The organism is Stappia sp. G46H5W (assembly GCF_058448995.1).
Genome location: NZ_JBZFLL010000005.1, coordinates 299,647 through 321,925 on the forward strand (window position 1 = coordinate 299,647; position 22,279 = coordinate 321,925).

A 22,279-nucleotide genomic window follows, 5' to 3' on the forward strand; every position below is an offset into this window, starting at 1 on the left:
ACTCCGCTTTCTAGACATCATTGACGATCAGGTCTCGGATGCTTCCAGGACGCGGCGCTTGGTGCCGTCGCTCAAGGAGCCTTCGGGGCCGGCGGGGGTACCCTGCCGGACGAAGAGGAAGAGCGCTTCGGTGGGGATGCGGATGCGCACCGCCGCGCCGAGCGCGAAGGGATCGGGACTGTCGACGAGCAGGGTCTCCTCGCCGACCCGCACGGAATGGCGCCACGCGCCGCCGGGATAGCTGGCCGCCTCGACCCGGCCGGGCAGTTCCAGCGCGTCACGGGTCGCGTTGCCGTCGCCCTCGCCGGCAAGGATGGTTGCGGCCTCGGCGCGAAAGCGTCCTTCCAGAAGCCCGTCGGCCAGCGGCCGTCCGTCCAGGGCCAGATCGGCTGCCGCATTGGCTGGGCCTGCGGCAACGATGACCCTGTCGCCAGCGATCCGGCTGGTAAGGTCGATACGGTTTTCCGCGCCCATGAAGGCGGCGACGAAGGGGGAGGCGGGACGGTTGTACAGCTCTTGCGGCGTGCCCTGCTGGGCGATGCGGCCGCGGTCGAGGATGACGATGCGGTCGGCCATCACCATGGCTTCCTCGCGGTCGTGGGTCACATGTACGGCGGTGATGCCGAGGCGCTTCTGCAGCGCGCTGATGTCGTGGCGGACCTTGAGGCGAATGCGGGCGTCGAGATTGGACAGCGGCTCGTCGAGCAGCAGGATCTGCGGGTCGATCGCCAGCGCCCGGCCGAGGGCGACGCGCTGGCGCTGGCCGCCGGACAGGGCACCGGGCTTGCGGCCGCCGAGGCCGGACAGCCCGAGCAGATCCTCAAGTTCACCGACGCGCCGGGCGATCTCGGCCTTGGGGCGGCCACGCAGCTTCAGTCCGTAGCCGATGTTCTGCGCCACCGTCATGTGCGGCCACAGGGCGTAGGACTGGAAGACCAGCGCCATGCCACGCTTGTCCGGCGGCTGACGCGTCACGTCGGCGCCGTCGACGGAAATGCTGCCGCCCGAGGGCTTCACGAAGCCGGCGATGGCGCGCAGCAACGTTGTCTTGCCGCAACCGGACGAGCCGAGCAGGGCGACGAACTCTCCCTTGGCGATGGCCAGGTCGAGACCGTCCAGCACGCGTGTTGCGCCATAGCCCGCGGACAGGCCCGCGATGTTCAGGAAGCCCTCTTGCGTCATTTTCCACCCTTTGCACAGCTGTGCATCGCAAGATACACGCTGTTTTTCTTCTGCCGACGAAACGGCGTTTCCATATTGTTAGCCTCGGGCCTCGTGTGGCGCAACGCCGCAGACACGTCAGAATTTCCAGACGGAGTGATACGCGGCGTGTGTAACGGTCGCATGACGAGGGCGCCGAAGCGAACTTTCCGTCGCGTTCCGTGCCGGTTACACGGGGGAGGAAGGTGCCCGATCCGCGACTTGCCGCTTTGAGAAATCGGTCGGCCATGCAAATTTCTACAGGTGGGCGATTCGCGGATGGCCGTTCGCGGGGCGGCGCTTTCCGCATCAACGGGTGTTTGCGTCGGCCCGGGAGGCGCCTTGCCCGTCAGGGCAGGCACCAGGGCCGTCGCAAGGAACATGCGAACAATCGGTCCACGGAATTGACCAGGGATGGCAGGTTGCGGCCCGAGACCCGTATCGGCGCAGCCTCATCCGCCGGACGGGATGCACGATGGATCGGGACGGTTCTTCCTCCGATCCCGCCTCCGCCATGGAGACCGGGATTCTCGAAAGCACCCGCGGCCTGACCGCCGTGCTCGACTGTCTCCCCCATTCTGCCTGGATCTTCGACCGCAGCGGTCGCTATGTCTTCCAGAACCGCATCGACCGCGAAATTCACGGCAACGCTGTCGGGCTGCTGCCGAGCGAAGCGGGCCTCGGCCCCGAGGAGGGGCAGGCCTGGACGGAAATGCATCTCAAGGTGATCGGCGGCGAGCGCGTTCACTACAGCCGCGAGATGGAAACCTCGCAAGGCCGGATCGTCTCCGAAACCTCCATCGAGCCGGTGATGGCCGATGGGGTGATCCTCGGCGGCGTCGGCGTATCGGTCGACCAGACTTCCCGAACAGATGCGGTTCGCAGGCTCAACGAGGCGCATCAGCGGCTGGCGGAGTTCGTGGCCGTTTCCTCCGACTGGGTCTGGGAAACGGATGAGAAGCATCGCTTTACCAGCGTGATGGGCGATGGCGAGCGGCTTGGACTGGATTTTGCCGGGTGGATCGGCCGTACCCGCTGGGACGTGGCAAACGGGGATCCGGCGACCGACCCGCTCTGGCGGGACTACGTGGAAACGGTCACGCGGCAACTGCCCATCGTGAACTTCATCTTTCCAGGCCTGCGCGCCAACGGCGAGCCGATTTGGGTGGAGGTCAACGGGCGTCCGCGCCTTTCGCGAGACGGCCGGTTCCTCGGTTATCGCGGCGTGACGCGCAACGTGACGCGGCGCGAAATCATGGCGGAGCAGCTGCGCCGCTCGGACATCGTCATCCGTGCGACCAACAACGCCATGGTGGTGTGCGACCGGGATGGCCGGATTCTGTGGGTGAACACCGCCTTCGAGCGCCTGACCGGCTACGCGCAAGCCGAGGTTCTCGGCAAGAAGCCAGGCGCCTTGCTGCAGTGTTCCGAGACCGATCCCGAAACCATAAGGGTGATGGGCGCCGCGATCCGCGAGGGGCGGGCCGTGCGGGCGCAGGTTCTCAACGAATCCCGGACCGGCCGGCGTTACTGGCTCGACCTCGACATCCGACCAATCGGGGGAGAGGGCGGGGAGCCGGAAGGCTTCGTCGGCGTACAGACGGATGTGACGGAGCTCGTCGAGGCGCGCGCGCTCTTGCACGATGTCATTGAGACGATCCCGGATGCCATCGCGGCCTTCGACGGCGAAGACAGGCTAATCCTCTTCAACCGCTCCTATCGCGACTATTACGCGCTGTCTGCCAAGCTTATCCGCGAAGGCACGCCGTTCGAGGACATCCTGCGCCACGGCGTGGCGGCGGGGCAGTACATGGACCCGGGGGCGACGGAGGAGCAGAGGGAAGCCTGGATCCGGAACCGCATTGCGATCCATCGCAATCCGCCGAGCGAGCCGAGCATCCAGCTCTTGTCGGACGGGCGCTGGCTGCAGGTCAGCGAAAGGCGTTCGGCCAGCGGCGCCATTGTCGGCGCGCGCACCGACATCACCGCGCTGAAGCAGGCGGAGCTGGCCATCCGCCGCACCGCGGAGACGGACGGACTGACGCAGCTGGCCAACCGCTCGGTGATGACGCGCGAGTTGGACAAGGCGTTGCAGGGCAAGCGCGCGCGCGATCAGTCGGGCGTCTTCATCATCATCGACCTCGATCACTTCAAGTCGATCAATGACACGCTCGGCCATGATGCAGGCGATGCGCTGCTGCGGGTGGTGGCGCGGCGGCTACGCCGCCTGCTGCGAAGGGGCGATGTCGTCGCGCGGCTGGGCGGCGACGAATTCGCCGTGCTGCTCACGGGCCTTTCGGACGAGCTGGCGGCCGAGCGCACCGCGGAAAAGCTGCACAAGGCCCTGACGGCGCGCATCCGGCTCGGCGACCGGATGATGCGGCCCGGGATTTCCATGGGCGTGACCCTGTTTCCCGCCGACGGCGACACGCCGGCCGATATCATCAAGAACGCCGACATCGCCCTTTATCAGTCGAAGGCCCAGGGCCGGAACGGCTGGACCCTGTTCAACCCGCAGCTGCGCCGCCGGCTGGAACGCCGGCATGAATTGGGCGACGCGCTACGCAAGGCGATTTCTGCCGAGGAGATCGATGTGGCCTTCCAGCCGCAGCTGGGGTTCGGCGACCGCCGGATCGTCGGGTTCGAGGTGCTGGCGCGCTGGCAGCATGGAGGGCAGGCGATCAGTCCGCTTGAGTTCATCGGCATCGCCGAGGACCTCGGGCTGGGCGGGGTGCTCGGCCGCGCAATCATGGAGCGGGCCTTTGCGACCTTTTCCGCGGCCGCGGCCGCCGATGCGCGCGCGCGTTCCGACCCCGGCCAGCTTGCGATCAATCTTGCGACGTCGCAGCTGAAGGATCCTCACTTTCCCGAATACGTGATGGAGGCACTGGCGCGGTACGGGCTGGACCCGCGGCAACTGGAGTTCGAGGTGACGGAAACCGTGCTGCTCGATCGTTCCGCCGAACGGATCGCGGAGACGCTGGTGGCCCTCAGGCGGCTCGGCATCACCCTGGCGCTCGACGATTTCGGCACCGGTTACGCCTCGCTCACCCACCTCAAGCGGTTTCCCGTGTCGCGACTGAAGATCGACCAGTCCTTCGTGCGCAATATCGGGCAGTCCGATGATGATGTCGCCATCGTGCGTGCCATCATCGGTCTGGCGCACAGCCTCGGCATGACCACGGTTGCGGAAGGGGTGGAAACAGAGGCTCAGCTCGCGTTTCTCGACCAGCTCGGCTGCGATATCGCGCAAGGCTTCTTTATCGGCCGGCCCGCTCCGCGCCCCGTATGGTCGGTGCAGCCCAAGGGACCTGAGGAAACCGGCAAGATCCCGATCTGAGAGGGAGGGCGGTCGGGCAGGGTGTTTCGCAAGTCTGCCAGAAGACCGGAGGCGGCCAGGCCGTCCTGAAACGACAAAAGCCGCGGCGAACCGCGGCTTGTTGCACCCTCGATAAACTGGAGCGGGCGATGGGATTCGAACCCACGACCCCAACCTTGGCAAGGTTGTGCTCTACCCCTGAGCTACGCCCGCATCAGTTTGTGGCGGCCGGTCGCGACCGGCGCCTGAGGTGGGCTGTATATGAACCAAGGCGATGCGGATTGCAACAGTGTTTTTTGTGCGCCGCAGCCTGTGGATCAACAGTGGATTTCCGGGGGTGGCAGGCGCTGGAACACGCTGCGGCTTGTCTACCTGCGGCCCTGTCGGCTAGACCGGTACGGCCTTCGTTCGCAAGGCTCGAAAATCGAGCTTTCCCGCCGGAATTCCGGCTCGCAGGATCAGGATACGAGCCCATGCCGGCCAGCCGCCAGGACCTTCTTGCCTTTCTCGCCGACCTCGGTCTGGATGTCGTAACGCGCGATCATCCGGCTGTTTTCACGGTCGCGGAATCCACCGAAATCCACGACGAAATTCCCGGCGGCCACACCAAGAACCTGTTCCTGAAGGACAAGAAGGGCCGCATCTTTCTGGTCGTCGCGCTGCACGATGCGGAGATCGACCTGAAGTCGATCCACCAGCTCATCGGTGCGCAGGGGAGGGTTTCCTTCGGAAAGCCGGATCTCCTGATGGAGGTGCTCGGCGTGCTGCCCGGCTCGGTCACGCCCTTCGCCCTGATCAACGACCGCGAAGGCCAGAGGGTCACGCCGATCTTCGATGCGGCGATGATGGATGTCGAGCCGCTCAACTTCCATCCGCTGGAGAACACGGCGACCACGACGATCTCGCGCGAGGGACTGTTGGCTTTCGCGCGCGCGTGCGGCCACGAACCGCGGGTCATCGCGGTGTCCGGGCAGCAAGGCGCAGTTTGAATTTTGCCGCCGATGCGCCCATGTTAGGCGCAACATGCGGGAGCCCTTTCGTTCCGCCGGACCATCCGGCGGCAGGGCGGGGCGACCAGACGAATCACGCGGCGGACAGGTCGATGACGACCATTCGCGCAACCAGGGACGACAGGGTATGAGCAACGACGGTTTTTCGGTCGGGGGCAGCTTCGGCGGCTCCTTCGGCGGTGGTGGCTACGGAACACCGCCCGCACCGGGAGGCGGTGCCAGCCCGGCGCCCGGCGGTGCGCCGGCCGCGGATGTCATCCGCGACGTCACCACACAGACCTTCATGACCGATGTCATCGAGGCCTCGCGCAAGCAGCCGGTGCTGGTTGATTTCTGGGCGCCATGGTGCGGTCCGTGCAAGCAGCTGACCCCGGTGCTGGAAAAGGCGGTGCGTGATGCGCGCGGCGCCGTGATCCTCGCCAAGATGAACATCGACGACCATCCGGAAGTCGCCGGCCAGCTCGGCATCCAGTCGATCCCGGCGGTCATCGCGTTCAAGAACGGCCAGCCGGTCGACGGTTTCATGGGTGCACAGCAGGAAAGCCAGGTGAAGGCGTTCATCGAGCGGATCGCCGGCCCGGTCGGGCCAAGCGACCTGGAGCAGGTGCTGGCGCAGGCCGAAGCCGCACGCGAGGCTGGCGATCTGGCGCAGGCTGCCCAGCTTTACGCCGGCGCCCTGTCGATGGAGCCGGAAAGCGCTGCCGCCATCGGCGGCCTTGCCCAGTGCTATGTCGCCGCCGAAGCGCTCGACAAGGCGCGCGAGGTTCTCGCCATGGCGCCGGAGGCTGCTGCTTCCGATCCGGCGATTTCCGCCGCCCGTGCGGCGCTGGACCTTGCCGAGCAGGCGAGCAATCTGGGTGATCTCGCCGGTCTCGAGGCGCGGATCGCCGAGGATCCGTCCGACCATCAGGCGCGCTTCGATCTGGCCGTTGCGCTGGGCTCCAGCGCTGCGCGGCGCCAGGAGGCGGTGGATCAGCTGATCGAGATCGTCCGCCGCGACCGGGAGTGGAACGAAGACGGCGCACGCAAGCAGCTGCTGCAGTTCTTCGAGGCCTGGGGCCACAAGGATCCGGCGACTGCCTATGGTCGCCGTCGCCTCTCCGCAGTCCTGTTCCGCTGATCTTTGCAGCCTCGGGTATTTGCCTGAGTCAGCGGGCTTTTTTCATCCCGTGGCCGCCCCCGGCTGGCCACGGGGCGCCTGTGCGCCCATATAGGAAGAGAGAAGGCGGGCTGGAGCCCGCCGCAACGCTTTCCAACGGGTGATCCGACATGCGCGCCGGAAACGCGACCTATTCCAGTTTCTCAGACCTGCCGGCGACGGTTCCGCTGTTTCCGCTCGCCGGCGCCGTGCTGCTGCCCAAGGCGCAGATGCCGCTCAACATCTTCGAGCCGCGCTATGTGGCGATGATCGACGCGGCGCTGTCCAGCGACCGGGTGGTCGGCATGATCCAGCCTGACTTCGCCTCCGGAAAGTCCGAGGAGCCGGTTCCCCCGCTCGTCGGCATCGGCTGTCTCGGCCGCATCATCGCGGTGCAGGAGACCGGCGACGGGCGCTATCTGGTGACGCTCACGGGCATCGCCCGCTTCCGTCTCGAGGAGGAACTGGCAACGCTCACACCCTACCGGATCGGGCGCATCGCTTCGGCCGGCTTTGCCGAGGATTTCGGCACCGGGCTCGGCGAGGACGAAGTCGACCGCGACGGGCTGGTGAAGACGCTGCGGGCCTATCTCGATGCCAACGACCTGGAAGCCGACTGGGACAGCATCGACCGCGCCTCGACCGAGATCCTGGTCAACGCCCTGGCGATGATGAGCCCTTATGGTCCGGCCGAAAAGCAGGCGCTGCTGGAGGCGCCGGATCTTCGCACGCGCGCCGAAACGCTCGTCGCTCTGACCGAGGTCGATCTCGCGCGCCGCAGCCGGGACGAGGGCGGGGTTACGCTGCAATAGGTTCGGCAACGGCAACAGGGCACCCTGTTGCATTGGCGAGCCGGTCATGGCAGCAATCGGCTCAGAACCGGGCCTGCCCGGGCCCGACAACGGAGAGAGACCGGGATGGCGAGCGAACCCGCCCATGCACTCGACCGCAAGCTCCTGGAGCTGCTGGTCTGTCCGCTGACCAAGACGACGCTGGAATACAGTGCGGAGAAGCAGGAGCTGATCTCGCGTGCGGCCAAGCTCGCCTATCCGATCCGCGACGGCATTCCGATCATGCTGCCGGACGAGGCGCGTCCGCTGGACGATAGCGACGGGGCCTGAATCGGAGCGGATCGCGAGCGATCATCCGAAACGAAAAAGGGCCGGCCCCGCGGGGCCGGCCCTTTTCATTGCGGTATGCGAGGTGCGTCAGGCGCTCAGCGCATCGAGCTCGGCGACGATGGCATCGCCCATGGCCGAGGTGCCGATGGTGTTCTCGCCCTTGCCGGCGATGTCGCGGGTACGCAGGCCCTTGTCCAGCGTGGACGAGATCGCCTTCTCCAGCAGGTCCGCTTCCTCGACGAGGCCGAAGGAGTAGCGCAGGCACATGGCAAAGCTTGCGATCATCGCGATCGGGTTGGCCGCGCCCTTACCGGCAATGTCCGGCGCCGAGCCGTGCACCGGCTCGTACAGGGCCTTGCGCTTGCCGGTCTCCGGGTCCGGAGCGCCGAGCGAGGCCGAAGGCAGCATGCCGAGCGAGCCGGTCAGCATCGCCGCGACGTCTGACAGCATGTCGCCGAACAGGTTGTCGGTGACGATGACGTCGAACTGCTTCGGCCAGCGCACCAGCTGCATGCCGCCAGCATCGGCCAGCATGTGCTCGAGTTCCACGTCCTGGTAGCCGTCGGCATGGGCCTGGCTCACCACCTCGTTCCAGAGCACGCCGGACTTCATCACGTTGCGCTTTTCCATCGAGGTGACCTTGCCGCGACGGGTGCGGGCCAGCTCGAAGGCGGCGCGGGCGATACGGTCGATCTCGTAGGTCTCGTAGACTTGGGTGTCGACGGCGCGCTTCTGGCCGTTGCCGAGCTCGGTGATCTCCTTCGGCTCACCGAAATAGACGCCGCCGGTCAGCTCGCGCAGGATCAGGATGTCGAGGCCTTCGATCACGTCGCGCTTCAGCGAAGAGGCGTCGGCCAGCGCCGGATAGCAGATCGCCGGGCGCAGGTTGGCGAAGAGCTCCATGTCCTTGCGCAGGCGCAGCAGGCCGGCCTCGGGGCGCACGTCATAGGGCACGCCGTCCCACTTCGGGCCGCCGACGGCGCCGAACAGCACCGCATCGGACGCCATCGCACGTGCCATCGCCTCGTCGGAAATCGCCTTACCATGCGCGTCGTAGGCGCAGCCGCCGACGAGATCTTCCTCGGTCTCGAAGCTGGCGGTGCCGCGGGCGTTGAACCAGCCGAGCACCTTCTTCACTTCGCCCATGGTCTCGGGGCCGATGCCGTCGCCGGGCAGGAGCAGAAGCTTGTAGGTCGTCATTGGAAGCGTTTCCTCGTGGGTTTTCCTGAAGGCGAAAGGGATGATCTTTCCGGTTTCTGCTAGAACGTCGCGCGCCGCTTGGCAAGCATGCGGCTCAGGCCGTTGCGATACTGTCGAGGGCGACATTGCCGCCGCACACGAGCACGCCGACCCGTTCGCCCGGAGCCGGGCGGTAGACGCCCGAGGTCAGGGCGGCAAGGGCGGTCGCGCCGCCGGGCTCGGCCGCCACCTGCAGCTCCGTCCAAAGCCGCGTCTGGGCGTTGCGGATGGCCTCGTCGGTCACCAGCAGGCTCTGGTCGACATGGGCGGCGCAAATCGTGTGCACCAGGTCGCCGCAGCGCCGGGCGCCGAGGCTGTCGGCGGCAAGGCTGTCGACCGGCACATCGACCGGCTCGCCGGCCTTGAGTGCAGCGTGCAGGGCGCAGGAGCCTTCCGGCTCTACCGCCACGACACGCACCTTGCCGGCGAGCCACAGCGCGCAGCCGGAAATCAGCCCGCCGCCGCCCACGGCGATCAGCACCGTGTCGAGATCGGGCACCTGTTCCAGCCATTCAAGCGCGACCGTTCCCTGGCCGGCGATGGTGCCGGGCGCATCATAGGCGTGAATGTCCATCGCGCCGGTTTCTTCCCGGTGGCGGGCGCAAGCTTCCGCCGCATCGGCATAGCGCGTGCCGGCCACGTGCAGTCTTGCGCCGGCGGAACGGATGCGCGCGATCTTGGCGGGGGCCGAGGTTTCGGGAACGAAGATATCCGCCTGATGGCCGAGGGCGCGTGCCGCATACGCAACCGCAGCGCCGTGATTGCCGCCGGAGGCGGCTGCGACGCCGGCCGTGGGCACGCCGGACGACAGCAGCGTGTTGAAGGCGCCGCGCGCCTTGAAGGAGCCGGTGTGCTGGACGAGTTCCAGTTTCATCGACAGAGAGGAGTCGATGCCGAAGCTGCCCGCCCCGCTGCCGACCACAGGCGTGCGGCGGACCCTGTCTGCGATCCGAGCGGCGGCGGCCTCGATATCGGCGGCGGTGACGGGAAGGGGCGTTGCTGCCGTGTCGGTCATGGCTGGCTCCTTGAGGGAGGTGAAAGGGGGCTGCGGTTCAGACGGGCAGGAACCCGGCAAGGCCGCGCAGCACGAGACCGCCGGCAAGGACGGTCATGAGGAGGCGGAAGCCGTATCGGAATGCGCCTTCCGACATGCGCGCAAGCAGGCGCGTGCCGATCAGCGTGCCGATGAAGCCGCTGGCGATCATCGCCAGGATAAGCCCGGTCCACGGGGCGAAGGCGAAACCGAGGACGCCGAAGACGGCGATCTTGAACACGTGGAGCGACAGGGCGGTGACCGCCTGCGTGGCGACGAAGGTCTGGCGCGGCAGGCGCAGGGCCGCCAGCACCGCCGCTCCGATCGGGCCGGTGGCGCCGAACACCATGCTGAGGCCGGTCGCGATGAAACCGGCGCCGGCCATGGCCCGCTTCGGCGCGCGCTCGAAGCGCGGCATGCGGCCCCAGACGATCCAGAGAATGAAGAGACCGAGGGCGAGACGGACAACCTCTGCCGGGAGGTTGACGGCCAGCGCACCGCCGAGCGCGGCGCCGGCCACCGCACCGAGCGCGTACCACAGGGCGGCGATCCAGTTGACATGCGGCAGCAAGACCAGCGCCCGGCCGCCGTTGGAGCCCATCTGGACGACGCCGTGAACGGGGACCAGCGCCGGGATCGGCATGACCTGCGCCATCACGGCAATCAGCATCATGCCGCCACCCAACCCGAAGGCCGCGGAAACGGCGGATGTCGCGAGGCTGACGGCGATGAGCAGGACTTGCGAGGCCGCCGACATGCCGGGAGCGGAGACAAGATGCTGGAGCGTGTCGAGAACGGCGGTCAAGGGGAGACCCGCAAGAGGGGGAGGGGCGGATGCGGGAGTTCGCTTCCCGCATCCGGTCTTGCATCAGTTCGAGGGCATGGCCGTCTCGACCAGCTTGACCCAGTAGGAGCAGCCCACCGGGATCAGCTCGTCATTGAAGTCGTAGGCCGGGTGGTGGAGGCTGGCACTGTTGCCGTTGCCGACGAAAATGAAGGCGCCCGGACGCTCCAGCAGCATGAAGGAGAAGTCCTCGCCGCCCATGGTCGGGGCGACGTCCGTCACCACATTGTCGTCGCCCGAGATCTTTCGCGCGATGCCGGCGGCAAACTCGGTCTGCTCCGCGTGGTTGATGGTGATCGGATAGTCGCGCAGATAGTTGACCTCGGCCTTGGCGCCGAAGGCGGAGGCGATGGTCGGCACGATCTCCTTCAGCCGCTTCTCGGCGAGATCGCGCACTTCCGCGTCGAGCGTGCGCACGGTGCCGCGCAGGCGTGCCGTCTGCGGGATGACGTTGTCGGTGAAGCCGCCGTTGAAGGCGGTGATCGACACGACGACCGACTTCAACGGATCGACGTTGCGGCTGGCGATCGACTGCACCGCCTGGATGATGTGGGCGCCGACCAGCAGCGTATCGACCGCATCATGCGGCTTTGCCGCGTGACCACCGACACCCTCGATGTCGATCTGGATACGGTCGGCGGCGGCCATCATCGCGCCCGGGCGGATGTGGAAGCTGCCGAGCGGCTCGCCCGGCATGTTGTGCATGCCGTAGACTTCCTGGATGCCGAAACGGTCCATCAGGCCGTCGTCGACCATCGCCTTGGCGCCGGCGCCGCCCTCTTCGGCCGGCTGGAAGATGACAATCACGGTGCCGTCGAAATTGCGGGTCTCTGAGAGATACTTGGCGGCGCCCAGCAGCATGGCGGTGTGGCCGTCATGGCCGCAGGCGTGCATCTTGCCCGGAACCGTGGAGGCGTAGGGCTTGCCGGTGATCTCGTCGAGCGGCAGCGCGTCCATGTCGGCGCGCAGGCCGATCACCTTGCCGGAGCCGTTCGACTTGCCTTTGATGACGCCGACCACGCCCGTGCGGCCGATGCCGGTTACCACTTCGTCGACGCCGAAAGCCTTCAGCTTCTCGGCGACCAGCTCGGAGGTGCGGTGCGTGTCGTAAAGCAGCTCCGGATGAGCATGGATGTCACGACGCCACTCGGTGATCTCCTCGGCGAGATCGGCGAAGCGGTTGATGATCGGCATGGTGGTCCTCTGGTTTTGGCAAAAAGCTGTCGAGGCTGCGGCGTGGCCGCGGAGAGGCGCGTATCTGACGCCGAAAACGGGGGCTTGCGCAAGTCCCGGCGCCATTTTGCAGGCCCAGTTTTGCCCGCGCCGCCTCGCCGCTACGTCAGCTGTCCGACGCCAGCAACTCGTAGACGCTGGTGCGCTTGACCTCGAAATCCTCCAGCGAGCGGTTCACCGGCACGTCGAAGGTGGCGAGGTGCCGCATCCGCTCCTTGGGCAGATAGGCGCGTCCTGGATCCCCGACCAGTACGCGCGAGCCGCGAGCAAGCACCCGGTCGGCCCAGGCCAGCACCCGGCTTGCCATCGGCTTTTCGTAAAAGACGTCGCCGGTCAGGATCACCTCGGCATCGGGCGGCGCAAGGTCGAGCGGATCCTCGCCCTCAAGGGCGAAGGAGACCTCGTTCAGCTCCATGTTGAGACGGGCGGACGCCAGTGCGAAGCGGTCGATGTCGCAAGCGGTCACACGCGCCGCGCCCGAGCGGGCGGCTGCGATGGCAGCCAGCCCCGATCCGGTGGCGAAATCATAGACGCTGCGGCCTGCCACCAGCGCCGGCTCGTCCAGGATATGGCGGGCGAGGGCCTGGCCGCCGGCCCAGGCGAAGGCCCAGAACGGTGGCGGTAGGCCGATGGCGCCGAGATCGTCCTCGGTCTTCTGCCACAGCGCCACCGCCTCGTCGGCCAGGTGCAGGCGGATCTCCGGCGCATGCGGGACCGGGTGGATCCGCGTGTTCGCCAGCACGAAGGCGCGCGGATCGACGGTTGTGGTCATGCGTCCTTCAGGCCGCCCATCTCGCAGACGATCTTCCATTCCTCTTCCGTCACCGGCTGCACCGACAGGCGCATGGAGGTGACGAGCGCCATGTTGGCCAGTCGCGGCTCGGCCTTGACGTCGGCCAGGGTCACGGGCCTGGGCATGTCGCGGACGGCACGGATGTCGACGCATTCCCAGCGCGGATCGTCGGTCGTGCTGTCGGGATGCGCGAGCGCGCAGACCTCGACGATGCCGACGACTTCCTTGCCGATATTGGAATGGTAGAAGAAGCCGCGGTCACCGAGCTTCATCTCGCGCATGTTGTTGCGGGCCTGGTAGTTGCGCACGCCGTCCCACTGCTCGCCGACTTCGCCTTTCGCCTTCTGCATCTCCCAGGACCACTTGTCCGGCTCGGACTTGAACAGCCAGTAGCGCATGCTCACGCCTCCGGGTTCTTGATGACCCAGTTCCAGGGCCGGATCTCGACGCTCTCGAAGAGGCCCGCACGGGCATAGGGATCCTCGGAGGCGACAGCGAGCGCCTCGTCGCGGTTTGCCGCCTCGATCACCACCAGAGAACCGGTCATGCCGCCGTCGTCGTCCAGGAACGGGCCGGCCGCCTTCAGCTTGTCGCCCATCGCCTTGAGAAAGGCGAGGTGGTCGGCGCGGTTGTCGAGGCGGGTCTGCAGCGCGTTCGGCTTGTCGGTGCAGATGAGGGCATAAAGCATGGGCGGGGCCTCCCGTATCGGTTCAGGTGATGTCGGTGTCCCTTTACGGGCACCGGAAGGTCATGCGGCATAGATACCCGGTTCGCACGCGTCCGCAAGCCGCGCTGAGGACCCGTGTCAGGTTTCCCGGCGCAGCGGGCGCGTCATCAACCGCTGCAGGGCATCGTCGACGGCGAGCCTGCCCGCCAGCACTTCGGCCACTGCGGCGGCAATCGGCATCTCGACCCCGTGCCGGGCGGCAAGATCAACGGCAACGGCGGCGGAATGCACGCCTTCCGCCAGCTTCCCGGTCGCGGCGAGCTCGGCTACCGTGCGGCCCTCTCCAAGTGCGATGCCGAAGGCGAAGTTGCGGGACTGGGCGGAGGAGCAGGTGAGGACCAGATCGCCGAGACCGGAGAGGCCGGTCAGCGTTTCGGGTCTTGCGCCCAGCGTCAGGCCGAGCCGGCTGAGCTCGGCAAAGCCGCGCGCGGTCAGGGCGGCCAGCGCACTCGCGCCCCAGCCCTTGCCCGCTACCGCGCCGCAGGCGATCGCCAGCACGTTCTTCAGGGCACCGCCGATCTGCGCACCGAGCGGGTCGGTCGAGGCATAGGGGCGGAACTGGCGGCTGGCCAGCGCCAGCGCCAGCGCATCGGCGAGATCGCCGTCCTCGGCTGCCAGGGTCACCGCGGTCGGCAGGCCGCGCGCCACGTCCGCGGCAAAGCTCGGGCCCGAGAGGATCGCTGCCCGGCAGGCGGGGGCGGCCTCGGCCAGCACTTGTGCCGGCAGCAGTCCGGTTTCGCGCTCGATGCCCTTGGCACAGAGTACGATCGGCAAGCCCGGCCGGGCGAGCGGGGCGATCGCCGCGCCGATGGCGCGCGTGGTCTGGGCCGGGGTCACCAGCAGCGCCGCGTCCGCGCCCTCCAGTGCCTCGGAAAGGTTCGTGGTTGCTGCAACGCGGGCATCGAAGGGAATGTCAGGCAGATAGGCCGGATTGCCGCGGCCCGAGGCCACAGCCGCAACCGTTTCGACATCGCGGGCCCACAGCACCGTGTCGCGTCCGGCCCGCGCTGCGGTCAGCGCTAGCGCGCTGCCCCAGGCCCCGCCACCGATGACGGCGATGCGGTGGATCTCCAGCGCCTTGTTCGCCGCGGGGCTCACGGGGCGATCCCCAGACGGCGGGCCAGCTCGGCGAGCGGGGCGTGAAAGCCGGTGAAGAACCGCTCCGGACCGAGCCGCAGGGCCTCGCCGACATCCATCCAGAACAGCTCGAAGCGGATCGGATCGCCACCGGCGGAGGGCGTCATCTCGTAGTGTTCCCAGCGGGCCCGGCGCGCCTCGTTGCCGCGCAGCCGGCCATGATAGAGCCGGCGGGCGTGGATGTCGCGTCCCTGGAAATTGTCGAAGAGCACGGTCTGCTCGCAGAGCGGGTCGAGCGCACGGGCGACTTCCAGCCCTGTTTCCTCGCGAAACTCGCGGCAGGCAGCGCAAAGATGGCTCTCGCCGGGATCGACCGTCCCGCCGGGGACCTGCAGGCCGACCTCCGGCTGGTCGGGCTGGCGAAAGACCAGAACCTCGCGCCCGGCGGTAAGGTAGATATAGGCCTTGTGCTTGAGCCGGTCGAAGCGGTCCGGCATGACGTCGCACAGGACGCCCTCGAAAAAGCGGGGATCTGCGGTCACGCCTTGGCTCCCTTGCGTCCCGATCCGATCACGGCGGCGGCCTCCGCATCCAGCGGCCAGCGCGGCCGCGCCGGGGCGTCGCGCTCGTCCAGAGACTTGCCGGCGGCTTGCGCCTCTGCAAGCCGTTCGATGCCGGCCCAGGCGATCATTGCGGCATTGTCGGTGCAAAGGCGGCCCGGTGGGGCGACGAGACGAGCGCCGGCCTTTCTCGCTTCCGCCTCCAGTCGCGCCCGGATCGCCGTGTTGGCGGCGACGCCCCCGGCGATGACCAGCGCGGGCGGGGTCTGCGGATGGCTCTCGGCGAAGAGGGCGAGCGCCCGCCGGCTCTTTTCGCCGATCACGTCTGTCACCGCCTGCTGGAACGAGGCGCACAGGTCTGCGACATCTTGCGGCGACAACGGCGCGTTCGCCTCGGCGGTGGTGCGCAGGGCGGTCTTCAGCCCGGCGAAGGAGAGGTCGATGCCCGGCCGGTCGAGCATCGGCCGGGGCAGGTGGAAGCGCGACGGATCGCCGCGCATGGCCGCCTGTTCCACGGCAGGCCCGCCCGGAAATCCGAGTTGCAGGAGCTTCGCCGTCTTGTCGAAGGCTTCGCCCAGGGCATCGTCGATGGTGGAGCCGAGCCGCCGGTACCGGCCGACGCCTTCCACCAGCAGGAACTGGGTGTGTCCGCCGGAAACCAGCAGCAAAAGGTAGGGAAACGGCAGTCCGTCGGTCAGCCGTGCCGTCAGCGCGTGGCCTTCCAGATGGTTGACGGCGACCAGCGGTTTGCCGGCGGCCATGGCGATGGCCTTGGCTGTTGTCAGGCCGACGATGACGCCGCCGATCAGGCCGGGGCCTGCGGTTGCAGCGACGGCGTCGAGCTTGTCGAAGCCAACTCCGGCATCCTTGAGCGCTGCGCTCACCAGTCCATCGAGAATGCGGATATGGGCTCGCGCGGCGATCTCGGGTACGACACCGCCGAAGGCTTCGTGCTCGCCGGTCTGCGAACGGATCACGTCGGACAGGATCTGCCGGCTGCCATCGGGCGCCACGCGCACCACGGCAGCGGCGGTTTCGTCGCAGCTGGTCTCGATGCCCAACACCGTCATCGGCCCGGCAGGCCCCCCGGAGCCAGGACCACCAAGGGGGAAACTTGAGCTGGCCGCATTGGCCGATGCGCTTTCAGGTCTTATCATCGCGGTTCCGCCTAACGGACGCACCCCGCCTAACACCAGGGACGAGTTTCTTGCAAACAAAACATTCCGGCCTTCCCTTGCGCATCGGCACGCGCGGCAGCGCCCTGGCGCTTGCCCAGGCGCACGAGACCCGCGACCGGCTGATGGCCGCCCATGGCCTGCCGCAGGAGGCCTTCGAGATCGTCGTGATCAAGACCTCCGGCGACCGCATCCTCGACCGTCCGCTCTCCGAGGTGGGCGGCAAGGGCCTTTTCACCAAGGAGCTGGAAACGGCGATGCTGGAGGGGGAGATCGACATTGCCGTGCATTCCTCCAAGGATATGCCGACGGTGCTTCCCGACGGGCTCGAGATCATCGCGTTCCTGCCGCGCGAGGATGTGCGCGATGCCTTCATCTCGCCGAAGGCGGCGCGTCTGGCCGACCTGCCGCAAGGCGCGGTGGTCGGGTCCTCGAGCCTGCGCCGCCAGGCGATGATCAAGCGCTTGCGACCGGACATCGAGGTGGTGACCTATCGCGGCAATGTCCAGAGCCGGCTGCAGAAGCTGGCCGACGGGGTGGTCGACGCGACGCTGCTCGCCAATGCCGGCCTGCGCCGTCTCGGCCTCGCCCATGTCATCACCTCCTTGCTGGAGGTGGAGGAGTTCCTGCCTGCGGTGGGGCAGGGGGCGATCTGCATCGAAGCACGCGCCGACGATGCGGCAACGCGGGAGATGATCGCCGCGATCCATGACGCCGCAACGGAGACCTGTCTTGTGGCCGAGCGCGCCTTCCTGCGCGAACTCGACGGCTCTTGCCGCACGCCGATCGGCGGCCTGGCGCGCCTGTCCGGCGACCGGCTGGTGCTGGAGGGGCTGATCCTGACGCCGGACGGGCGCACGGTGCACGAGACCCGGCGCGAGGGGACGGCGACCGAGGCCGAAGCGATGGGCCGCGATGCCGGCGCCGAGCTGAAGCGCCGCGGTGGCCCGCACTTCTTCGCGTATTGAGACGTGGCCCGCGTCCTGGTGACCCGCCCGGCGCCTGCCGCCGACCGTAGTGCCGGACGCTATCGAGCGGCCGGCCATCAGGTGCATGTGGCGCCGCTCCTGGCGTTCGCGCCGCTCGACCCCGGCCCGGGAGCTTTGCCGCCGGCGGACGGCCTTGCGGCAATCGCGGTGACCAGCGCGAGGGGCATCGAGGCGGCGGTGCCGTTTCTGTCGCCTGCCCATTACGCCCTGCCGCTGCATGCGGTGGGCGAGGCGACCGCACGCGCGGCACGGGCGGCGGGCTTTGCCGATACCCACGCGGCCGAGGGGGATCTCATCGCCCTTGCGGCGGCGTTGAGGGCGGCGATCCCAAGCGGAGGCGAGGTGCTGCATCTCGCCGGGCGCGACCGCTCGGGCGACCTCGCTGCGCTCTTGCAGGATGCCGGGATCGGCTGCCGGCTGGTCGAGCTTTATGCGATGGAACCGGTGGGGCACCTGCCGGGGGATGTGCGTGCGGCCTTGTCGGACGGTACCGATCCGGTGCTGGCGCCCGTCTATTCGCGCCGGTCCGCACAGGCGCTGGCCGATGTGCTAGCCGCCTGGGGCGACCGGCCGCCGTTTCGCTTTCTCGCCATCTCAGCGGAAGCGGGCGAACCGCTGACCGGCCTCGGGCCGGTGGACCTTGCGAAAACTCCGGATGAGGCCGGCCTCATGGCACTGCTGCCGCGGTGATGTGCGGGTGTTGAAACGATTTTTTCGCCTGCGGCGAAACTCGCCGAGGGGCAAATTTGTTTTGCACCGCAAGAGCGGCGAACATAGACAAAGGGGTGAGGGGCAAGGACGCCGCCGGACGCGCTATACTGGCCCCGTGCCGATATCCGGCCCCGGTGAAGGACCCAAGGGAGAGACCGTTCATGGCTGCTGACAGCAAGAAGCCGGACCCCAGGAGCACCGCTTCGAAAACCGCCGACCCGAAGGCGGGTGATCCGAAAGCGACCGACGCCAAGGGGGCGGCGGGCGCCGGGCGCAAGCCGGTGACCATCGACCTGCAGGCCAAGGAAGTGGGCGCGGCGAAGACCGCTTCTGCGTCTTCCGGCAGTTCCTCGGCTTCGACGGCGTCGCCGTCTTCTCCTTCGCAGACTTCGGCTGCATCTGGAGCTGCATCGAAGCCTGCAGGCAGCGCAACGACCAGCCAGTCCACCCCCAGCCCGGCATCCGGCCCGGCAAGCGGTTCGACGCCCGGGGCCTCGGCTTCCCCGTATGCCGCCGCAGCCGGCACGAAGCCGTCCGCTGGCGCGTCCTCGGCCGCCTCGACCGGGAGTGGCGCGTCTTCCGCCAGCTCGCAGGCCTCGCCCACATCTTCGGCACCCTCGCCGTCATCCTCCGGCTCGGACACGGCAGCCAAGCCGGCTGCGGCAACTCCCTCCTCGGGGGCGGCTTCCTCGTCCACTCCGTCGTCTTCCTCGGCATCGTCGGGTGCCGCCGGCTCAGCCAGTGGGGCTGCCGCCAAGCCGACCTCTTCGGCATCGGCCGCAGCCTCGGGCGCGTCTTCGCAGGCCAAGTCGGACAAGCCTGCAGCCTCTACGCCGGCAAGCGAGGCGAAGTCCTCGACCGGTTTCGGCGGGTTGCTTGCCGCCTCGCTGCTGGGCGGTGCCATCGCTCTTGGCGGCGTTTGGGGGGCCAATCAGGCGGGTCTTCTGTCCCCGGGCGGCGGATCGGCCGAATTGCGGTCGGCGCTGACTGCCGCGCAGAGCCGCATCACCGGCCTGGAGACGCAGATCGCAGGGCTCGCCGAGCGTGAAGCCCCGGCCGCCGATGCCGCGTTGAGTGCCGTCCAGGAGCGCATCGCCGCGCTTGAAACGTCCTTGCGTGAGCTCTCGTCCGGGTCGGCGGCAAGCGGCCTGTCCGATGAAGCGGCAACGCGCATCGACCAGATCGAGTCCGGACTTGCCGAGCTTCGCCGGTTCGTGTCCTCCGGCGGTGCCGGCGAGACGGCTGGCCTTGCCAGCCTGCAGGAGGCGCAGGGCACGCTGGATACGACGCTCAAGCAGATCTCGGAAGGCCAGCAGGCGCTGACCACCCGTCTCGACGAGCTTGCGGCCAAGGTTCCCGACACCTCGGAGCTTTCCGGCGGCGTAGCCGAGCTGCGCGACCGCACGGCCTCGCTCGGGCAGGACTTCGAAGGGCTGAAGTCGGAGCTCTCGGGCCTGCGCGGCGATCTCGACACGATTTCCAGCAGCCAGGATGCCTTGGCCACGAAGCTCGAGCAGGAGCTGTCCGGCCTGACCGGGCGCGTTGCCGCGCTGGACGAGCGGCTTGCCCCCGTCGAGGCGCAGATGGGCGATGTCAGCGCGCGGGAAACGGCGGCGCGTGCTGTTGCCGTCTCGTCGCTGCGCGCGGCGATGGACCGGGGCGAGTCTTACGCGACCGAGCTCGCGGCAGTCTCCTCGGCGCTGCCGGAGGGGACGGATCTTTCCGCCCTTGCAGCGCGCGCTGAAAGCGGCGTGCCGACCCGTGCCGCCTTGCGGGCCGATTTCGCCGTTGCGGCGCGCGCCATGGCCGCGCAGATCGATGCGCCGGCCGATGGCGACCTCGTCGGCAGCCTGCTGGCCAATGCCCGCTCGCTCGTTTCGGTTCGCCAGCCCGGCGAAAGCGATGCGGCAACGCCCGAGGCCGCGCTCGGCCGCATGGAAGCGCGGGTCGACAGCGGCGATCTCGCCGGCGCGCTCGCCGCCTACGAGGAGCTGCCGGAGGCGGTACGTGCCGCCGGCGCGGACTGGGTGGCGGATGCCAGGGCCCGGCTTGCCGCCGACGAGCTGATGGACCGGGTGACCGGCGACGTGCTGAAATCGATGGGCGGATCGGCGACGCCGGCCGCCTCGAACTGACGACCGCCGCGCCAGTTGCGCACCAATCGCCGGGTAACGAGCCGCCGGGAGTAGAGACGACATGATCCGCTTGCTGATTTTCATCGCCCTGGTCTTCGCCGCCGCGCTCGGCATGGCGTGGATTGCCGACCGGCCCGGCCTCGTCACGCTGGACTGGCAGGGTTACCGGATCGAGACCGGGCTGATGACCGCGGCCGTAGCGCTGGCGGCGCTGCTGGCCATCGGCATCTTCCTGTGGAACCTGGCGCTGTTCCTGATGCGCTCGCCCGGCCTTGTCGGCCGCTTCTTCCGCCGTCGCCGCCGGGATCGCGGTTATGACGCGCTGTCGAAGGGCATGCTGGCGCTGGGCGTGGGCGATGCCACCAGCGCCTCGCGCTATGGCGGCGAGGCAGCCAAGCTGCTCGGTCACGAGCCGGCAACCTCCCTGCTGCTCGCCCAAAGCGCCCAACTGGCCGGCCGTCACGAGGAGGCGCGCGGCCGCTTCGAGGCGATGCTGGAGGATCCCCAGCTGAAGCCGGTGGGTCTGCACGGGCTCTATGTCGAGGCGGAGCGGGTCGGCGAGCCGGTCGCCGCACGGCACTATGCCGAGGAAGCGGCGAAGCTGGTGCCGGGTCTTGCCTGGGCCGGCCGCGCGGTGCTCGGCTATCAGGCCGTTGCCGGCGACTGGGCCGATGCGATCCGTTCGCTGGAGCGCAATTACGCGGCCAAGCTCATCGACAAGAAGACCTTCCGCCGCCACAAGGCGGTACTGCTGACCGCACAGGCGCTTGAGCTGGAGGACCGCGATCCGGATCAGGCCAAGGGGCTGGCCTCCGAGGCGCACGGGCTTGCGCCCGATCTGGTGCCGGCCGCGGTGGTTGCGGCACGGCTCGCCACCCGGCGCGGCGACATCCGCAAGGCGCTGAAGGTGGTGGAGACCACCTGGAAGCTTTCGCCGCATCCCGATCTGGCGGACGCCTATGCCCATGCGCGCACCGGCGATTCCGCGCTCGACCGGCTGAAGCGGGTCAAGGCGCTGGCGGCCCTGCGTGCGCACAATGCGGAAGGCGCGCTGGCGCTGGCTCGTGCTGCGCTAGAGGCCTCCGACTACACGCTGGCCCGTGCCCAGCTCAAGGCGGCAATGACGCTGGAGCCGACCCGCCGGGCCTTCCTGCTGATGGCGGAGCTGGAGGAAACCCAGCACGGCGACCGTGGCCGGGTGCGCGAGTGGCTCGCCCGCGCCGTGCGTGCGCCGGCAGATCCGGCCTGGGTTGCCGACGGCGTCGTCAGCGAGGCCTGGGCGCCGGTGTCTCCGGTCGACGGCCGCCTGGACGCTTTCGTGTGGACCTCGCCTCCGGCCGCGCTCGACCACCAGGACACCTCTCTGGAGGCGCTGGACGAGGCGATGTTCGAGGCGCTTCCCGCGGTTGCTGCCTCGATCCCGGCTCGGCCGGATGAGATCGATGCGCTGAACGACGGGCCGGTCATGGAGATGACGCCGGCTGCGCCTGCTGCCGAAACCAGGCCCGCCGACACGCCGGCGACGGTTGCCAAGGTCGAGGAGACGGCTCCGGAGAAGGTGGCCGAAAAGGCCGCGGAGAAGCCCGTGGCCGAGGTACAGCCTGCACCTGCGCCTGCTCCGGCAGCAAAGCCGGTCGAGACGGCTGCCGCCGGGAAGGACCTTGCGGAAAAGAGCGAGGCCAAGCCTGCCGCGGCGCCGGCAGTTCCTGCATCGGCGGCTGCAGCTGCAGCCGCGGCCGCCCCGGCGAAGGGCGATGCGAAACCGGAGCCGAAGGACGACAAGGGCAAGGACCTGTCGCGGCCCATCGAGTTTCCGCTGAAGCATATGCCGGACGACCCGGGACCGGATGGGGGCGACGATGAGGAGCCGCCGAAGAACCCGGGTTACCGCTTCTTCAACTGACGGCGGGCACGAGAATGCAAAAGGGGCGCGGGATCATCTCCCGCGCCCCTTCTTTGTCGTCTTCCTGCCTGC

The 22,279-nt window shown here is 68.3% G+C and carries 21 protein-coding genes and 1 tRNA gene; 9 read left to right on the top strand and 13 right to left on the bottom strand.

Translation table 11 applies throughout. From position 1 onward, the window contains the following. Window positions 1-27: 27 nt before the first annotated feature. Window positions 28-1,182 carry an ABC transporter ATP-binding protein gene (locus ACVJ6E_RS16995; protein WP_120269983.1) on the bottom strand — a complete coding sequence of 385 codons (1,155 nt, stop codon included), beginning with the start codon at window positions 1,180-1,182 and terminating at the stop codon, window positions 28-30. 493 nt (window positions 1,183-1,675) lie between these two features. Between ACVJ6E_RS16995 and ACVJ6E_RS17000 the strand changes: the two genes are divergently transcribed. Next, entirely contained in the window at window positions 1,676-4,540 is a 2,865-nt protein-coding gene (locus tag ACVJ6E_RS17000) for an EAL domain-containing protein (RefSeq protein ID WP_120269984.1), read from the top strand. A gap of 117 nt (window positions 4,541-4,657) precedes the next feature. On the opposite strand, the gene ACVJ6E_RS17005 is transcribed toward ACVJ6E_RS17000, so the two are convergent. Beyond that, window positions 4,658-4,732 (bottom strand) — tRNA-Gly (locus ACVJ6E_RS17005). 260 nt (window positions 4,733-4,992) lie between these two features. Here ACVJ6E_RS17005 and ACVJ6E_RS17010 point away from each other — a divergent pair. The 4 genes from ACVJ6E_RS17010 (at window position 4,993) to ACVJ6E_RS17025 (ending at window position 7,788) form a co-directional block, all read left to right on the top strand. Then, entirely contained in the window at window positions 4,993-5,508 is a 516-nt protein-coding gene (locus tag ACVJ6E_RS17010) for a YbaK/EbsC family protein (protein WP_120269985.1), read from the top strand. 148 nt (window positions 5,509-5,656) lie between these two features. Next, window positions 5,657-6,649 carry a thioredoxin gene (trxA, locus tag ACVJ6E_RS17015; RefSeq protein ID WP_120269986.1) on the top strand — a complete coding sequence of 331 codons (993 nt, stop codon included), beginning with the start codon at window positions 5,657-5,659 and terminating at the stop codon, window positions 6,647-6,649. Window positions 6,650-6,798: 149 nt separating this feature from the next. After that, window positions 6,799-7,479, top strand: a complete 681-nt coding sequence (locus tag ACVJ6E_RS17020) for an LON peptidase substrate-binding domain-containing protein (protein ID WP_120269987.1) — start codon at window positions 6,799-6,801, stop codon at window positions 7,477-7,479. Window positions 7,480-7,584: 105 nt separating this feature from the next. Further along, entirely contained in the window at window positions 7,585-7,788 is a 204-nt protein-coding gene (locus tag ACVJ6E_RS17025; RefSeq protein WP_120269988.1) for a Trm112 family protein, read from the top strand. A gap of 87 nt (window positions 7,789-7,875) precedes the next feature. Here the strand turns inward: ACVJ6E_RS17025 and leuB are convergent, their stop codons facing one another. From leuB to tsaD, 10 genes are all read right to left on the bottom strand, one after another. Next, window positions 7,876-8,988 carry a 3-isopropylmalate dehydrogenase gene (leuB, locus tag ACVJ6E_RS17030; RefSeq protein WP_120269989.1) on the bottom strand — a complete coding sequence of 371 codons (1,113 nt, stop codon included), beginning with the start codon at window positions 8,986-8,988 and terminating at the stop codon, window positions 7,876-7,878. 94 nt (window positions 8,989-9,082) lie between these two features. Next, window positions 9,083-10,042, bottom strand: a complete 960-nt coding sequence (locus tag ACVJ6E_RS17035; RefSeq protein ID WP_120269990.1) for a threonine/serine dehydratase — start codon at window positions 10,040-10,042, stop codon at window positions 9,083-9,085. Between the two features lie 37 nt (window positions 10,043-10,079). Further along, window positions 10,080-10,865, bottom strand: a complete 786-nt coding sequence (locus ACVJ6E_RS17040) for a sulfite exporter TauE/SafE family protein (RefSeq protein ID WP_208996816.1) — start codon at window positions 10,863-10,865, stop codon at window positions 10,080-10,082. A gap of 63 nt (window positions 10,866-10,928) precedes the next feature. Continuing rightward, on the bottom strand, window positions 10,929-12,098 hold the full coding sequence (locus tag ACVJ6E_RS17045) for a M20 aminoacylase family protein (protein ID WP_120269991.1): 1,170 nt from the start codon (window positions 12,096-12,098) through the stop codon (window positions 10,929-10,931). Between the two features lie 145 nt (window positions 12,099-12,243). Further along, window positions 12,244-12,909 carry a class I SAM-dependent methyltransferase gene (locus ACVJ6E_RS17050; RefSeq protein WP_120269992.1) on the bottom strand — a complete coding sequence of 222 codons (666 nt, stop codon included), beginning with the start codon at window positions 12,907-12,909 and terminating at the stop codon, window positions 12,244-12,246. Beyond that, window positions 12,906-13,328 (bottom strand): EVE domain-containing protein, encoded by a 423-nt coding sequence (locus ACVJ6E_RS17055; protein ID WP_120269993.1) that lies wholly within the window; start codon window positions 13,326-13,328, stop codon window positions 12,906-12,908. The genes ACVJ6E_RS17050 and ACVJ6E_RS17055 overlap by 4 nt, the downstream gene beginning before the upstream one ends. A gap of 2 nt (window positions 13,329-13,330) precedes the next feature. Beyond that, window positions 13,331-13,618 carry a YciI-like protein gene (locus ACVJ6E_RS17060; protein ID WP_120269994.1) on the bottom strand — a complete coding sequence of 96 codons (288 nt, stop codon included), beginning with the start codon at window positions 13,616-13,618 and terminating at the stop codon, window positions 13,331-13,333. A gap of 117 nt (window positions 13,619-13,735) precedes the next feature. Beyond that, window positions 13,736-14,755 (bottom strand): NAD(P)H-dependent glycerol-3-phosphate dehydrogenase, encoded by a 1,020-nt coding sequence (locus ACVJ6E_RS17065; RefSeq protein ID WP_491676491.1) that lies wholly within the window; start codon window positions 14,753-14,755, stop codon window positions 13,736-13,738. Beyond that, window positions 14,752-15,276 carry an NUDIX hydrolase gene (locus ACVJ6E_RS17070; RefSeq protein ID WP_491676492.1) on the bottom strand — a complete coding sequence of 175 codons (525 nt, stop codon included), beginning with the start codon at window positions 15,274-15,276 and terminating at the stop codon, window positions 14,752-14,754. The genes ACVJ6E_RS17065 and ACVJ6E_RS17070 overlap by 4 nt, the downstream gene beginning before the upstream one ends. Beyond that, a complete protein-coding gene (tsaD, locus tag ACVJ6E_RS17075; RefSeq protein ID WP_120269995.1) occupies window positions 15,273-16,364 on the bottom strand; it encodes a tRNA (adenosine(37)-N6)-threonylcarbamoyltransferase complex transferase subunit TsaD in 1,092 nt (363 codons plus the stop codon). Before tsaD ends, ACVJ6E_RS17070 begins: the two co-directional genes overlap by 4 nt. Window positions 16,365-16,501: 137 nt before the next feature. Between tsaD and hemC the strand changes: the two genes are divergently transcribed. Further along, a complete protein-coding gene (gene hemC, locus ACVJ6E_RS17080; RefSeq protein ID WP_208996818.1) occupies window positions 16,502-17,437 on the top strand; it encodes a hydroxymethylbilane synthase in 936 nt (311 codons plus the stop codon). A 3-nt stretch (window positions 17,438-17,440) separates the two neighbouring features. Continuing rightward, window positions 17,441-18,148 (top strand): uroporphyrinogen-III synthase, encoded by a 708-nt coding sequence (locus ACVJ6E_RS17085; protein ID WP_120269997.1) that lies wholly within the window; start codon window positions 17,441-17,443, stop codon window positions 18,146-18,148. Here ACVJ6E_RS17085 and ACVJ6E_RS17090 read toward each other — a convergent pair. Then, complete coding sequence (locus ACVJ6E_RS17090; protein ID WP_120269998.1) at window positions 18,126-19,073, bottom strand: hypothetical protein; 948 nt, start codon at window positions 19,071-19,073, stop codon at window positions 18,126-18,128. The genes ACVJ6E_RS17085 and ACVJ6E_RS17090 overlap by 23 nt on opposite strands. Before the next feature lie 67 nt (window positions 19,074-19,140). Between ACVJ6E_RS17090 and ACVJ6E_RS17095 the strand changes: the two genes are divergently transcribed. Beyond that, a complete protein-coding gene (locus ACVJ6E_RS17095) occupies window positions 19,141-20,304 on the top strand; it encodes a mitofilin family membrane protein (protein ID WP_147421896.1) in 1,164 nt (387 codons plus the stop codon). Window positions 20,305-20,365: 61 nt separating this feature from the next. Then, complete coding sequence (locus ACVJ6E_RS17100) at window positions 20,366-22,207, top strand: heme biosynthesis HemY N-terminal domain-containing protein (RefSeq protein WP_120270000.1); 1,842 nt, start codon at window positions 20,366-20,368, stop codon at window positions 22,205-22,207. Window positions 22,208-22,279 lie beyond the last annotated feature (72 nt).